Annotated in this window: 12 protein-coding genes; 7 read left to right on the forward strand and 5 right to left on the reverse strand. The window is 53.3% G+C overall.

The window, feature by feature from the left end; all coding sequences use genetic code 11:
• Nucleotides 1-35 precede the first annotated feature (35 nt).
• Nucleotides 36-401 carry a copper resistance protein gene (locus EC840_RS12335; RefSeq protein ID WP_113877454.1) on the reverse strand — a complete coding sequence of 122 codons (366 nt, stop codon included), beginning with the start codon at nt 399-401 and terminating at the stop codon, nt 36-38.
• 193 nt (nt 402-594) lie between these two features.
• Here EC840_RS12335 and EC840_RS12340 point away from each other — a divergent pair, with 193 nt between their 5' ends.
• The 4 genes from EC840_RS12340 (at nt 595) to EC840_RS12350 (ending at nt 3,737) form a co-directional block, all read left to right on the forward strand.
• Nucleotides 595-837, forward strand: coding sequence for a DinI family protein (locus tag EC840_RS12340; protein WP_112289970.1), 243 nt, complete (start codon nt 595-597; stop codon nt 835-837).
• Between the two features lie 222 nt (nt 838-1,059).
• Nucleotides 1,060-2,832, forward strand: coding sequence for a penicillin-binding transpeptidase domain-containing protein (locus tag EC840_RS12345; RefSeq protein WP_113877453.1), 1,773 nt, complete (start codon nt 1,060-1,062; stop codon nt 2,830-2,832).
• A 245-nt stretch (nt 2,833-3,077) separates the two neighbouring features.
• The gene (locus EC840_RS25680; protein ID WP_255563977.1) at nt 3,078-3,203 is read left to right on the forward strand and encodes a hypothetical protein; all 126 of its coding nucleotides are present in this window, start codon (nt 3,078-3,080) and stop codon (nt 3,201-3,203) included.
• A 147-nt stretch (nt 3,204-3,350) separates the two neighbouring features.
• A complete protein-coding gene (locus EC840_RS12350; protein ID WP_112289967.1) occupies nt 3,351-3,737 on the forward strand; it encodes a helix-turn-helix domain-containing protein in 387 nt (128 codons plus the stop codon).
• Between the two features lie 120 nt (nt 3,738-3,857).
• On the opposite strand, the gene ompC is transcribed toward EC840_RS12350, so the two are convergent.
• Entirely contained in the window at nt 3,858-4,985 is a 1,128-nt protein-coding gene (gene ompC, locus EC840_RS12355) for a porin OmpC (protein ID WP_112289966.1), read from the reverse strand.
• Between the two features lie 777 nt (nt 4,986-5,762).
• On the opposite strand from ompC, the gene EC840_RS12360 reads away from it, so the two are divergent.
• From EC840_RS12360 to EC840_RS12370, 3 genes are all read left to right on the forward strand, one after another.
• A complete protein-coding gene (locus tag EC840_RS12360; RefSeq protein ID WP_243701061.1) occupies nt 5,763-7,793 on the forward strand; it encodes a DUF4034 domain-containing protein in 2,031 nt (676 codons plus the stop codon).
• Nucleotides 7,794-7,890: 97 nt separating this feature from the next.
• The gene (locus EC840_RS12365; protein WP_132965550.1) at nt 7,891-8,202 is read left to right on the forward strand and encodes a type II toxin-antitoxin system HigB family toxin; all 312 of its coding nucleotides are present in this window, start codon (nt 7,891-7,893) and stop codon (nt 8,200-8,202) included.
• Nucleotides 8,199-8,612, forward strand: a complete 414-nt coding sequence (locus EC840_RS12370; protein ID WP_113877451.1) for a helix-turn-helix domain-containing protein — start codon at nt 8,199-8,201, stop codon at nt 8,610-8,612. The genes EC840_RS12365 and EC840_RS12370 overlap by 4 nt, the downstream gene beginning before the upstream one ends.
• A 594-nt stretch (nt 8,613-9,206) precedes the next feature.
• Here the strand turns inward: EC840_RS12370 and EC840_RS12375 are convergent.
• Genes EC840_RS12375 through EC840_RS12385 form a run of 3 tightly spaced genes read right to left on the reverse strand, consistent with a single transcriptional unit; the run spans nt 9,207 to nt 13,998 of the window.
• Nucleotides 9,207-10,376 carry an HlyD family efflux transporter periplasmic adaptor subunit gene (locus tag EC840_RS12375; protein ID WP_132965553.1) on the reverse strand — a complete coding sequence of 390 codons (1,170 nt, stop codon included), beginning with the start codon at nt 10,374-10,376 and terminating at the stop codon, nt 9,207-9,209.
• A gap of 17 nt (nt 10,377-10,393) precedes the next feature.
• Complete coding sequence (locus tag EC840_RS12380; protein ID WP_132965555.1) at nt 10,394-12,571, reverse strand: type I secretion system permease/ATPase; 2,178 nt, start codon at nt 12,569-12,571, stop codon at nt 10,394-10,396.
• A gap of 50 nt (nt 12,572-12,621) precedes the next feature.
• Nucleotides 12,622-13,998, reverse strand: coding sequence for a TolC family outer membrane protein (locus EC840_RS12385; protein ID WP_113877063.1), 1,377 nt, complete (start codon nt 13,996-13,998; stop codon nt 12,622-12,624).
• Between the last annotated feature and the right edge of the window lie 67 nt (nt 13,999-14,065).

Consider the following 14,065-nt stretch of genomic DNA (forward strand, 5'->3'; position numbering starts at 1 on the left):
GATGAATAACAGGGGTGTTTTTATTCCCGGAGTTTTTATTCCCGAAATACACAGAGCCGCAAATGCACCCGCAGGCGCGGCACAGGGACGGCTTCCGGCACAAGCAGGCGGATCGCCGCCATATTGCCGCGCGACAAGAATGCAAGCAGCAGACTCAGCGCCAGAAACGCAAATTCTAATAGAAGAGGAGGAACAGAAAGCAGCGATTTGCTGCTGAGCTCACAGGGAGCCGGGATTTTGTCGATTTCGGAAATCGTAGATGACGCCTGAGCCGTCGTCGTTTCCTGATGCAGGATCGAGGACAACGCATTCAGCCCGGCGATACGCTGTGTCATACACGTCAGTATGACCAGACAGGCCAGGCAAAAAAATATCAGTGCTGAACGCCGTTGTTTATCCACATTTCCCTCACAGACTGGCCGCCATTCTAACGGCCGCCCAAACATTCACAAGATGTATGAATCATGAATTACATGAATTTACGCTTACAAATCTGAACTGCGTTCCCAGGTTCAGGCGAAAAATCACTAGAGCGGCCTGCGCGGATACTGTATATTTAGCCAGTTAATAAAATTATATATAATGAGGAAAACCATGCGGGTTGAACTGATTTTTGACAAACGGAATGTCTCCGGCATCCCTAACGCCAGTGAAAAAATTGAAGCGGAACTGGTAAAACGCGTACACCGGATGTTCCCGGATGCGGAAGTTAAGGTAAAACCGATGCAGGCCAACGGGCTGAATACGCAAGGGGCCAGCAAGCAGGAACGTTCGCAATTAAACCAAATGCTGGAAGAAATGTTTGAAGAAGCGGACGAATGGCTGTCCGTCGAGTAAAAAACGGTTTCTCCGTTGCACTTGCTTACAAAGAGCAATTGAAATAAACAATCCATCGCTATGGCTTAATATAAGATGTGCATGTATACGAAATTCATTATCTTTCAGAGCGATGAGCTGTATTTTTATCGGACACCGGCCGGCATCATTTGATGCGGTGAATGGGTTCTCCGGCGCCATCGCTTTTCGCTTCAAACGCGTCAATGACTTTGCGAAACTGCCATGCCACCGAGCTCAAAAAAATCCAGCGCCCAACCGCATTTTTACACCAAGCGCTTTGCGCTGATTTGTCTCGGCATCGTCTTTTGTCTGGCGCTCCTGCTTGGCCGCGTAGGCTATCTGCAACTTCTTAATCAGCCGATGCTGGAAAAAGAAGCCGATTCCCGCTCACTGCGCTCCAGCGTCATTCCTGCCGGACGCGGTACCATTGTTGACCGCAACGGACATCCGCTGGCACTGAGCGTCGCCTCCAAAGACATTATCGCTGACCCGTTCCGCGTGCTTGAATTACACAGCGACCTGAACAGCCCGAAATGGCAATATCTGGCCTCTGCGCTGAATATGCCGCTTTCCCAGTTACAGCAAACCATCACCAGCGATCCGCAGCGCCGCTTTGTCTATCTTGGTCGCAAAATAGAAGAAGGCATTGCTGCCGATATCAGCCAGCTGCATCTGGGTGGCATCAGCACTCAGCTTGATGACAGCCGTTATTATCCGATGAGTGAAGCCGCAGCTAACCTGGTCGGCGTCGTCGGGACAGATAACGAAGGCCTGACAGGCGTGGAAAAAGGCTTTAACGCCCTGCTTCAGGGTAAACCTGGCATGCGCGAATACCGTCAGGATCGCCACGGTAATGTCATCGGTATTCTCAAAGAAGTCGCGCCACAACAGCCGCCGACCATTAATCTCAGCATCGACAGTTTTATGCAATACGTATTGTATTCGCGGCTGCGCGATGGCGTGACGCTCAACCAGGCAGAGTCCGGCGCAGCCGTTCTGGTGGATGTGAACACCGGTGAAATTTTAGGGATGGCGTCCTACCCTTCCTACAACCCGAACAATTACGCCGGCGTGCAGCCAAAAAACATGCGAAATGTGGCGATCAGCGACAGCTTCGAACCGGGTTCGACGGTAAAACCGCTGGTGGTGATGGCCGGTCTGAACCGCCATATGATCCGCCCTGATTCCGTTCTCGATACTCATCCCTACACCGTTAACGGGCACCTGATCCGCGACGTTGGCCACTGGCCGGCACTGACCATCACCGGTATTTTGCAAAAATCCAGTGACATCGCGGTATCGCACATCGCGCTGGCGATGCCTGCGAACGTGCTGGTTCAGCTTTACCAGTCATTCGGTTTGGGTAAAGCCACTGATTTAGGTATCGGTGGCGAGAGCAGCGGTTATTTCCCTGCGCACCGTGACCGCTGGGCGGATATCGAACGTGCAACTTTCTCATTCGGTTATGGCCTGCGCGTCACGCCACTGCAAATCGCCCGTGAATACGCCACGATTGGCGCGGAAGGCATTTACCGCCCGTTGTCGATTACCAAGGTTACACCGCCAGTGTTAGGCACCCGCGTAATGTCGGCTGACGTGGTCAGAACGGTCATTCATATGATGGAAAGTGACGCTCTGCCGGGAGGTTCCGGCCTCAGTGCGGCGGTGCCGGGATATCGTCTGGCGATTAAAACCGGTACAGCGGAAAAAATGGGGTCCAGTGGTAAATACGATGGCGGTTACATCAACTATACCGCCGGTGTAGCACCCGCCAGCAACCCGCGCGTGGCGCTGGTGGTGATGGTTAACAATCCGCAAGCCGGTAAACACTTCGGTGGTTCGGTTGCAGGGCCAATCTTCGGGCAAATCATGGGCGAAATTCTTAACCATATGAACATTGCTCCGGATGCACTGGTACCGGAAACACCGCCAACCACGGTCATAAATGGCGGTCAGAAAACCGATCTGGTGCGACGCCCGGCAACCGATGGTTAAACGAAACCTATAAAAATCGTTTTAAATTCCTGACAGGCTGGATCTCAGCGGAAGAAGCAGTTAACGTTCGCAAGAATTAATCGTTGGCTAATGATCCACGCTGGAGGAAGAGCGCAAGCTCTGTAAAAAGAATGAAACGGCTTCTTATCGTTTTTCTGATATTTGTTGTGGTGTGTCTGGCTGTAATTGCATTGAATATGCAGGGCAGCGGCCCATGGTAACTGAATTTTATGCCCTGAACGGGGATGAAGGGAGAAACCACGTTGCCAACCGGTAAGAACTTTTACATCATCATTGTTCTTATCCTCGTCGGGATCGTTCTGGTTGACGACGGTATCGCCCGCCTGATTCACTGGATCCTGTTACGCTAAATGATGACCCGTCAGAGTGCCAGAGCACTCCTTTTCAGCGGGCCATTTATGTCACTTCTGTTGTCATACACCTCAGAGCAACACCTGCCACGCCATCACGGCGAAGTCGTGTATAATAGCGATATTCAACCTTAAAACAGACTGGTTATGGCTCAAGATATTCATATCGCTATCGTCTGCGCACTCAGCAAATGGATTGAAGGCCATCTTGGTCGTGTCATCCACCTTGAAGAACTGGCTGAGTATTCAGGCTATTCGCTCTGGCACATGCAAAAATTGTTCAAAGAATCGACAGGCATTTCTCTGGGGAAGTACATCAGGGAACGTCGTCTGGCGAGTGCTGTTTATCAGCTGAGCAGCAGTGATACCCCGATTTTCGACATCGCGATGGATTTCGGCTTCGGCTCGCAGTCACACTTTACCTACATGTTCCGCAAGCGTTTCAATATCACGCCGCATGAATTCCGCCAGAATCCTGAAATCGAACTTGATGTTTCTCCCCCGCTGCATCTGATCCACCAGAAATCAGCCTGAGGCTGTCAGATCTCCTGCTTTTTGCCATAAAAAAACGCGGCCATCAGCGACCGCGTTCTTTTTACTGCTTGTTCTTTTGACTCAAATCTAAACGCTATTCTGTGTCTGAGAAAGGCACGCTTAGAACTGATACACCAGACCTACAGCGGTAACGTCATCGGTGTTGATACCGGCGTTATCGGTGAAGGTGCTGCTGTCGATCAGGTTGATTTTGTAGTCAACATAGGCCGACATATTTTTATTGAAGTAGTAAGTCGCACCCAGGTCGACAAATTTCACCAGATCCTGATCCTGGTAGTTGTTGCCCAGACGGTCGGAACCTAAATCTTTACCGCGAGTTTGGTTATAGGCCACGAACGGACGCAGACCGAAATCGAACTGATAGCTTGCGTAAGCTTCAAATGCCTGTGACTGGTTAGCATAACCGTAAGCTTCTGAATCGGTTGAACCGAAGCGGGAAGCGTTATAAGCCTGAGTAAACATGGCAGCAAGGTAAACGTTGTTAGCGTCATATTTCAGACCGCCGGTGTAGCCTTCCGCTTTTTTACCGTCGCCCATGATGCCCGGTGCACTATTTTGCTCATCAGTACGGTCAGAGTTGAAGAATGCACCTGCCACGCTGACGCCCGCGCCAATGTCGTAGCTCAGGGACATACCGTAACCGTCGCCGTTCTGAGTCAGCACATCACGTGTACCTGGCTCACCGCCGCCGCTGTCATTTTTGCCCTGATATTGCAGAGCAAAGTGCAGGCCATCCACCAGCCCGAAGAAGTTCTCGTTACGATACGTTGCAACGCCGTTGGTACGCTGATACAGGAACTGGTCAGCGCCGTAGGTTGAACCATCGAACTCTGGCTGCAAGTCGGTCCAGGCGGCCACGTCATACATAACGCCGTTGTTACGACCGTAGTCAAAGGAACCCATGTCGCCGAATTTCAGACCGGCGAAACCGTAACGGGTAAAGGCGCGGTCGCCGTCATCAGAGCTTTCAGCCTGGTTAGCCTGAACCTGATATTCCCACTGGCCGTAACCGGTCAGCTGGTCAGTGATCTGAGTTTCGCCTTTGAAACCAAGACGGATATAGCTCTGATCGCCGTCAGAACCCTTGTCGTTAGAGAAGTAGTGCAAACCATCAACTAAACCGTACAGGTCGAGTTTATTACCATCTTTATTATAAACTTCTGCCGCACTTGCAGATCCTGCGACCACTAATGCAGGGATCATGAGTGAAAGAACGCGGAGTTTCATTTTTCTGTCCTCGATAGGTGTCGGACCGTGCCACTGAATGTAAAGTACACGTTTTTACTGATTTAAATCTGCTTAACGCTTGTTGGTATCTGTATAAAAGTTGGCCCGACATGGCAAATCCATTCTCTTGATATAAATACTTTTAATCCAGAAAGAAAATGATACGAAATTAGTTAATATATTTCGGAAGTATTTAAAGGTGTAACATTTTATTAATATCGGGTAAAATTAAACCTATGTTTAGATGTTAAAATAAAGCACGCAAAGCTAAATTAACCAATAATCCTTTAAAATCAGTTAATTATACAAAATGATTACCGCACTAACTGATAAAGCATCTATTCACCGATAATATATAATCATTCTCGCTATCATCATTATTTGTTATTTATTACCCTCATTCCCCGTTTTGTGGAAACAACAGCCGGCCCTTAGTGGTCGGTTTTTTTTTTGTTTTGCAAAGAGATGATTACCGCCTGTGACATTCATCAATCATTATATTTTCCTGCTGAAATGTATTTCTCCATAATTACCTCACACTTTCTCCATCTTTGAGATTTTGATTTTCTTAATAGTTGATATCTAATCTCCTCAATTAATAAGGGATTTCAGGGTAATTATTAATCTTTATTATGCAGAGGCTTTGTTGGTCAGTGGCGGTTCGGATCCGTTACTATAACCAAAGTCAGACCAATCCCGCTGATCGCGCAGGGGAAGAAAGGTAGACTTCGGGTGCCGCGCAAAACACCGTTTTTACTCAATAGCTCAGGGAACCTCATGCCACATCAGGACCAGCACGACAACATTTCCAAAGCCAGAATGCTTCTGGCGACCCGCCGTTTTCTTAAACTCGACGAGTGGCTGTTGTCACAGATGCGTGGCTGGCAGAATCAGGGCGAAGGTCACAGCGATTACGGGCTGCTGATGCATCCGGCTACACTGTTTACCGGCACGGAATCCCCCCCGCTCAACCCGCTGGAGATCCTCAGTGACTGGGCGCAGCAATGCCCGCAGAGCTATCACGCCCACACTTTGCTGGGTATGGTCTGGCATGAAAATGCCTGGATTATCCGCCAGCCCCAGGAAGGTGAAGACGTCGCTGATCACCAGTGGCTGGGGGCACAGTTATGCTGTGATTACGCGGTACTGTCATTTTTACGTGCTATTGAACTGCATCCGCGCCCGACACATGCCCTGCGCCACATGATGAATCTGAGCGGCGGTTTCGGCGAGCCGTACTGGCTGAAAGCGTTGTTTGCCGGTGAAATCCCCAAACCTTTGCATGAAAAGTTTTCGATTCAGGGCAGTGAAATCTGGCAGGCGGGTGTCGCACACATCCACGCACTGGGATTCGAGCCCGCAACACACTGGCCGCAGATACTTCCCGCGGCGTTGCAACAAACCCGTAAAAATGATGAAGAAGCGCTGGATTACTGGCTGCGCATGGCGATGTCAGTCCGCCACGCCGACGTTGGCACCATGGAATCCTACCTTTTATTCCATTCCGCTTTCTGGGGCGGCAGTGACGCGCAACAGATGCAAATCATCGACAGTCCGCTGTGCGCAGAATTTAGTGAAGAAGAACGTAATCAGTTCCGCGCCAACGCGCTTTGCGATGCGCTTTCCGGTGATATCGCCGACAGAGAATCGCCTCAGGCGCAGGAACTCCAGTCACGCTTAGCTGCATTACTGGCTCAACCGCTGGCGCCGGAAACGCGAGTCCGTCTGCTGGATCTGGCCGGGATCTGCATCGCCTACTGGCAGGACGACGATCAGGCTGGGCTAGCTGTCTATAACGATTTATTTGCTGTTTCACCACAGGCGATGCCCGGTCACGCCGCGCGGATGTTTATCTCCCGTGCCGTGCTGGCCAATGGCCATCAGGAAGGTTTACCGGTACTGACCCAGCTGCTGACCCGGGGTCTGAGTCAGGCAAATGATCCGGTACTGGTGGCGTTTGCCGCAACGGCCTTGCAATCAGGTCTGTACGGATTACCGCCGCGTCCTGAATTATGTCAGGGGCTGATGGAACATGCGTGGTCGCTTATTCAGCAAGCGGGCGACGAACAACCGGTAAACGATCTGGTGACACTGGCGCACGACATGGCGATCAATGACGATCTGGACGCCGCACATTTTCTGATGACCGAAATGGCCCGCCACGGCAGCGCGATCCACTGCTACGAGTTGTACTTTTTCTACCGCAACGGCTGGCATCAGGATGTTCCTGAGCAGTATCACAACGACAGTAATGCGATGGACTGCGTGCTGAGTGCCGCCCGTTCAGGCATGGTGCCCGCTATGTTCACCTGCGCCAATGCGCTGCGTGAAGGGCTCGGCGGCGAACCCGATTATGAACAGGCCATGCACTGGTATCAGCGGGCGATGGACGCCGGCCATTTATCCGCCGCCTATTTCCGTGCGAGTTGCGCACTGGATAACGGTTCGGACGCCGAAAAGCGTCAGGCTGCCGAAGTCTGGCTGCCGGAAATCCTGCATAACGCGCAACATCCCGATCGCGCCGAAGCCGCTTATACACTGGGCATGGCGTGGCTGACCGGTACCGGCGTGAAGAAAAACCGTTATACCGCTGATAAATTCATGGAATTCGTACTCGAACTCAATCCTGAATCCGAAGCCGCGAAGCAGGTGCATGAAGACCTCAGCGGCTCGCTGCGGGCGCGGATGAATTTGTGGCAGGACAAGCGGAAAGCGGAGGTGGAAGATCCGGTAGCCATTTACCACATCGTTCATCATGCTGACCCAGAAACTTCTCTGGAAGATGTGCCGCAATCTGACAACAAGTAAACCCCGTCCCCTCCTGCAAAAGGTTATTGTGGTTTACAGCTTGTAAACCACAACATTAACCTTTATATTGTTCACAGGATGTGAACTCAGGAGTGCTATGCATGTTATAGCCAAAGAAGCATTCGACCGGGCGATGCGGCAGTATCCCAATGATAAAACCGCCTTGCTGGCAACCTGTCGCGGGCTCAAAGAAGGCGACTTTCCGACGCCAGATTCCCTGAAATCCGTCTTTTCCAGCCTCGACAATTTCCGCTACCGGCCAAAATGGTGGGTTATGAACGTCGGCGGCAATAATCTTCGCCTCATTGCTTATATCAATTTCGTCAACAAGCGGGTGTATGTAAAACATATCGTCACTCATGCGCTTTACGACCAGTTGAACAAACATTACAGGACTTACACAAAATGATTGCTGAAGCTATCGAAGCCAGTAAAGCGCTGGTTAAAGCGGTTCCTCTGCTGGGAGGAAGTACCAGCACAGCCGATTATAAAAGTGCGCTTGAGCTGATTGATTATCTGATTGAGCATGATGACGAAAACCCGCTAATCGAGTTTCTGAGTGCAAAGATTGAAAGCTATGAGCGCCAGCATACCGATTTCGTCCCCTTTAATCAGGCGTTGGAAAATCTCCCGCGCGGCGTGGAAGCACTTCGCCAGCTGATGAAGGATTACGGATTAAAGCAGAGTGATCTAAGAGAGGAAATCGGCGGAAAATCGCTGGTCAGTCAGATCCTGAGCGGTAAGCGTTCGCTGACTGTCGAACATATCCGGGCGCTGGCGGTGCGGTTTAATGTACCGACGAGTTTATTTATTGACTGAAGGTTTGCAGGAGCCGCTGCAATAGCGGGTGATATCCTGGCGTTGCCACCCAATTAGTTTTAAGGTCAACACCGTGGGCTCGCCGCCCACACGGGCCCAAAGGGTTTTAAACGAAACCCTTTGGAATCCTGCGTTTTTTTTAACTGCGCGCTATCGCTTGCTGACCATGTTTCAGGTATCACTGCGACAGGCTGGAAATCTTGCCGCTGCGCGGTTCCTTCTCTCGGTCTTCGAGCCACAGGTCTCGAAGCCGCTCCGTTCAGCAAGATTTCTGAATCGCCCGCACGATCTTAAATTCAAAAACGGTAATGGATTTATCTTTTAGATAAGTTTATTGGCGTGCTCAAAAATGGCACCGAATGAATGGTTCGAGACCAGAGGCTCGACACCTGAAATTCGGGAATCGCGCAGCGATGACATTTTGCGCCACCCACATTTGCGTCAGAACATGTCCGTCGTGCCCGCGAAGCGCGCAGTGAAAGAGCCCGGGGGGTCTTGGGGGGCGGCGGCGATAAGCCGTCCCCCAAGTCGGTGTGGGCCGACGCCCACGACCTTGAAGTTGAAGTTGAAGCCGCACAAGCAGCGGCCTCCTGCTTACCTCTCCCTCAACGATTCCTTCACCTTATTCAGCGGCTTAATCAAATAATCCAGCACACTTTTCTGGCCGGTTTTGATGTCTACGTTCGCCACCATCCCCGGCACAATCGGGAACTGGCGGCCGGCTTTATTGGTCAGGAAGGCTTTGTCGGTGCGCACGTAGACACGGTAATAATATTGATCGCGTTTCACTTCATCCTGCAAGGTGTCCGGCGACACGCCCTCGACTTTGCCCTCGAGGTCACCGTAAATGGACGAATCGTACGCCGAGATTTTTACCGTCGCCGGTAAGCCCGGACGGATATAGGCGATGTCGCGCGGGTTGATGCGGGTTTCTATCAGCAGTTGATCTTCAATCGGCACGATTTCCATCAGTTTACCGCCTGGCTGCAACACGCCGCCGACGGTGGAAACCTGAATGTCTTTCACGATACCGTGTACCGGCGAATAAAGTTCGGAACGCGTCACCTGATCCTCTTTCCCTGCCATGACCTGCAATTCGGCGTCCAGATCGGCGTTATTCTTCACCTGCTCTTCGCGGGCGCGCACTGCGTACTGGTTCGTTGCATCGTCGATTTTGCCGCGCAGTTCGCTGGCCTGACGTTTAAGGCGGATCACTTCCACCTGCCCCGCCGCGCCTTTCGCCACCAGAGGCTGGGTCATGTTGATTTCATCATTCACCAGTTTGAGCGACTGCTGCAGGTTGCTGACGGTTTCGTCACGGTTCTGTTTACGCGATAAATACAGCTGGCGTTCACGCGCCACCAGTTCCGGCGATTTCATGGTCTCCGGGCTGAATTTCAGCGGCGCACCGGTCAGTTCAGCACTCAGACGTTCAGATGAGGCCCGCAGGGTCCGCACGCGGGAAGCGGCTTCACCGAAGTTCGACTGCGAGCGCGTCGGGTCGAGCTGCGCCAGCAACTGGCCGCGATTGACTACCGAGCCTTCCTGCACCATCAGTTTTAAAATAACGCCGCCGTCGAGCGAGTCGATTTGCTGCGCTTTACTCGATGGCGTGACCTTGCCGGTGCCGACAGTAACTTCATCGAGCAGGGAAAACCGCGCCCAGACGAAGAAAATCAGCAGGCAAGCCAGCGATACCCAGATGATCCACGACACTTTGCGGCCTTCTGCTTCCAGTTCATCATGCAAAGTAAGATGTGCCATGCGATGTCCTCAGCAGCTCAGGCTGCGCCTTGTTTGTTGTCCGCCACCACGGCCGCAGCCGGAGCGGGCGTATTGCTGGCCGCTTTCGCGAGGATCTGATCCCGCGGTCCGTCGGCTACCACCCGTCCGTTGTCCATCACCACAATCCGGTCTGCCAGCTTGAGCAGTGCCGGGCGGTGCGTGACAACAATCAGGGTGCGTCCGACCAGCCAGGCATGAAGCTGGCGGATCACATATTCTTCAAGCTGTTCATCCATCGAGGCCGTCGGTTCGTCCATCAGCACCACCTGCGGATTGCGCAGGATCATGCGGCTCAGCATCACCATCTGACGCTGCCCGCCAGACAATCCGCGCCCGCCTTCGTTGATGATTTTATCCAGACTCGAAGCATCGGCCTGCACCATACTCAGCGCGCCGCTGATGCGCAGCGCCTGCAGCATTTCCTGATCGGAGGCATGGGGATAACCAAGCATCAGGTTCTGGCGCAGCGTGCCGAAGAAAAGCCGCGAATCCTGCGACAAATACCCCAGCTGACGGCGGACATCTGCCGGTTCGATTTTGGTCATGTCCACGCCGTCGATCAGGATTTTACCCTGCGACGGACTGGCCTGACCGGAGAGCAATTTCAGCAGTGTGGATTTCCCCGCGCCCACTTTGCCGAGGATCGCCACACGTTCACCGGGTTTGATTTCCAGCTGGCCGATGCCGAGCACATTCGGCGCATTTTCTTTGTCGTAGGTGTATTGCAGATTACGCACGTTGAAATGACCGCTGAGCGACGGACAATGCGACAGTTCTGCATCCGCTGGCCGGTCGATCGGTTTTTTCAGCAACTCATCCAGCCCGTGCATGGCGCTTTTGGCATGCTGCCAGCGGGAAAACACCATCGTCAGCTGCATCAGCGGTGCAATGGTGCGTGACGACAACATGCTGGCGGCGACCAGCGTACCGGTGGTGATATCGCCGTTCAGCACCAGATACACCCCGAACACCAGCATCCCGCCATAGGTCAGTTGCTGGACGGTAGATGCCCAGCCGGTCAGGCGTGCGCCCCACAGACGCTGTTTCATGCCGACCGCTGCGCTGACTTCGTGCGTCTGTTCCCACTGGCGCTGGAAATAGGCTTCGGCCTGCAAGGCTTTGATGTCTTCGATGCCTTCGATAGTTTCCACCAGCACTGCGTTTCGCAGCGCACTTTCGCGCATCCCTTCTCTCGCCAGTTTCGCCATCGGCCACTGGATCAGAATGCCGGGAATAACGATCAGCGGGATCGCCAGCAGCGGGATGATCACCAGCGGACCGCCGATGAAGAACATGATGCCGAGGAACAGCAGCACGAACGGCATATCGGCGGCGGCGCTGACGGTAGTTGACGTCAGCAGTTCGCGCACCTGGTCGATCTCGCGTAACTGAGAGATAAACGAACCGGTGGATTTTGGCCGGTCGTCATTTTTGATGTTCATCGCCCGCACGAAAAACAGCGAAGAAACTTTGAGGTCGATTTTCTTCCCCATCAGATCGGACACCAGCGTGCGCATCAGGCGGATGACGTATTCCATGCCTGCCGCCAGCACCACGCCGAAGAACAGTACCCATAAAGTCGGGAAAGATTGTGCCGGAATAACGCGGTCATAAACCTGCATTGAGAATAAAATCCCTGCCAGCGCCAGCACGTTGCCGAGAATGGAGGCCAGCGAAATTTCCGCGATTTTCCGCCCGCTGCCGCGAAAGTTTTCCCAGAACCAGTGTTTTTTATGCGGCTGAACAAACTGATCGATACGCTCATCACGCCCGCGCGCCGCCACACCCACCAGAAATACCGGCCCGGCGCTTTGTTCCAGCAGCGTAACCAGCTCCGCCGAGCGCAGCAGGTCGCCGCCGTCGCTCAGCCAGTAATCCACTTTGCCGTCATCGTGTAACTGCTCAAGCACCGCAATGCCGCCCTGCTCCAGGGTTATTACGGCGGGTAATACTTCCTGCCGCCAGCGCACCTGATTCCAGCTGACCATGCCCACCTGTAACCCCATCAGCCCGCTCAGACGGTCGAGCTGACGGCGCAGCGGCTGATGTTCAAACCATCGCATTTGCTGGCGAAGATAGAGCGGATCTGCTGGCTTACCGAATGTTTCGGCCACGCGCCCCATGGCGCTTATCCAGACGTCGATCGACAAAGGTGTTGTTGTTTCGTTGCTCATTTCAACCTCGGTATCGAATGCTTCTGGGTTTTCCCACGGCCTGTTTCGCCTTACAGCGCCGGGATGGTGTCACCTGTTTGTTTCTGCCGGTCGATGCCTAACATATCGACCAGATTGTCCACGGCGGCGGCATAGCGCACGGTGGCATCCCACCCGTCGTAGAGCGCGCCAATGCGTGACGTGTCGGCCTGAAATACGTCCTGCTCAACGCTGAGCAAATCGTTCAGGCTGCGTTTGCTGAGTTTGTATTCGTCCTGATAGACGCTGCGGGTGTGCGTGGCGCTGGCATACTGCTCTTCGCCCGCGACCTGCCGCTGCTGCCCGCCGATCATGTCGGCGTAAGCGGTGGACGCTTTTTGGTTGATATCCAGCTTGGCTTTTTCGACATCCGCCTGTGCCGCCTGCCGTTGCCCTTCTGCCGCCCGGACTTTGGCACTGACCGCGCCGCCCTGATATACCGGGGCGTCTACCGCCAGCTGGAGCTGATCATCCCAGTAAGAACCGGTGTTGCCGTTGTTGTCATAACGGGTGCGACCGGCCTGAACTTTGACCGTCGGCCAGTGTTGCGCTTCCGCCTGATTAACCTGCTCAATCGCAGCCTGTTGCTTGGCCTGCGCGGCACGCACCAGTGTGCTGTTTTCGTAGGGGATTTTATCGAGAGTGACTTTCTGATTGAGAAGGCTTTCCGGCAGATCCGGCAAGTTATTTGAGACAACACCGGTCAGCACGGTCAGCTGCGCCTGTGCGGAGCGTTCCTGAGCGCGATATTGTTCAACGGTGGCACGCATCCCGGCAATGCGGGTTTCCGCCTGCAACACGTCAGACTGAGAACTCAGCCCGGCGTCAGAGCGCAGTTTCGCGGTATCTTTCACGCGGGTGAGCGATTCAATATTGTCCTGCGCCGCCACGCTTAACGCCTGAAAGCGTTTCACCGAGAGGTACGCCTGCATGGTGCTCAGCGCCACGTCGGTCATGGTGCTGTAAAGAGAAAAGCGATAGGAATCAGACAGGTATTCCTGCTCACCGATACTGCCGTTGGTTTTGCCAAAATCCCACAGCAACTGACTGAGCTGAATACCCGCCGATCCGTTGCTGCTCTGATCGCCTGATGAATAGGTTTGCCGGGATTGTCCCGCTGACCCTTGTAATGAAACCTGCGGATACCACGCACTTTTCGCCGCATCCAGATTCCCGCCGCCAACGCGGATTTGCGCCGCCGCTTCCGCGATTTGCGGGTTACGCGCGAACGCCCGCAAAATGGCATCCCGTAACGTCAGGCTGGCGCGCATTTCCTCCGTCGGTGCCGCCTGCCAGTTAAATTCCGGCTGTTTTTCCGCCGCCATCACACCCGTATTCCCTGTTAATCCCGTCAGACACAAGGTGCCCAACACAACGGCGATTTGCCGTATTACTCTCTTTTTTTTCATTACCGACACCACTTAATTACGCCGATTTTTTTTGTTTTTTACTGATTCCTCCCCCTTTGCAGGGGGA

The organism is Rahnella sp. JUb53 (assembly GCF_004346065.1).
In the GTDB taxonomy this organism is placed as follows: Bacteria; Pseudomonadota; Gammaproteobacteria; order Enterobacterales; family Enterobacteriaceae; genus Rahnella; species Rahnella variigena.

Excerpts from the sequence above, each read along its gene's own strand:
- EC840_RS12340 (WP_112289970.1), top strand. The coding sequence starts at position 595 with ATGCGGGTTGAACTGATTTTTGACAAACGGAATGTCTCCGGCATCCCT.
- EC840_RS12345 (WP_113877453.1), top strand. The coding sequence starts at position 1,060 with ATGCCACCGAGCTCAAAAAAATCCAGCGCCCAACCGCATTTTTACACC.
- EC840_RS25680 (WP_255563977.1), top strand. The coding sequence starts at position 3,078 with ATGAAGGGAGAAACCACGTTGCCAACCGGTAAGAACTTTTACATCATC.
- EC840_RS12350 (WP_112289967.1), top strand. The coding sequence starts at position 3,351 with ATGGCTCAAGATATTCATATCGCTATCGTCTGCGCACTCAGCAAATGG.
- ompC (WP_112289966.1), bottom strand. The coding sequence starts at position 4,985 with ATGAAACTCCGCGTTCTTTCACTCATGATCCCTGCATTAGTGGTCGCA.
- EC840_RS12360 (WP_243701061.1), top strand. The coding sequence starts at position 5,763 with ATGCCACATCAGGACCAGCACGACAACATTTCCAAAGCCAGAATGCTT.
- EC840_RS12365 (WP_132965550.1), top strand. The coding sequence starts at position 7,891 with ATGCATGTTATAGCCAAAGAAGCATTCGACCGGGCGATGCGGCAGTAT.
- EC840_RS12370 (WP_113877451.1), top strand. The coding sequence starts at position 8,199 with ATGATTGCTGAAGCTATCGAAGCCAGTAAAGCGCTGGTTAAAGCGGTT.
- EC840_RS12375 (WP_132965553.1), bottom strand. The coding sequence starts at position 10,376 with ATGGCACATCTTACTTTGCATGATGAACTGGAAGCAGAAGGCCGCAAA.
- EC840_RS12380 (WP_132965555.1), bottom strand. The coding sequence starts at position 12,571 with ATGAGCAACGAAACAACAACACCTTTGTCGATCGACGTCTGGATAAGC.
- EC840_RS12385 (WP_113877063.1), bottom strand. The coding sequence starts at position 13,998 with ATGAAAAAAAAGAGAGTAATACGGCAAATCGCCGTTGTGTTGGGCACC.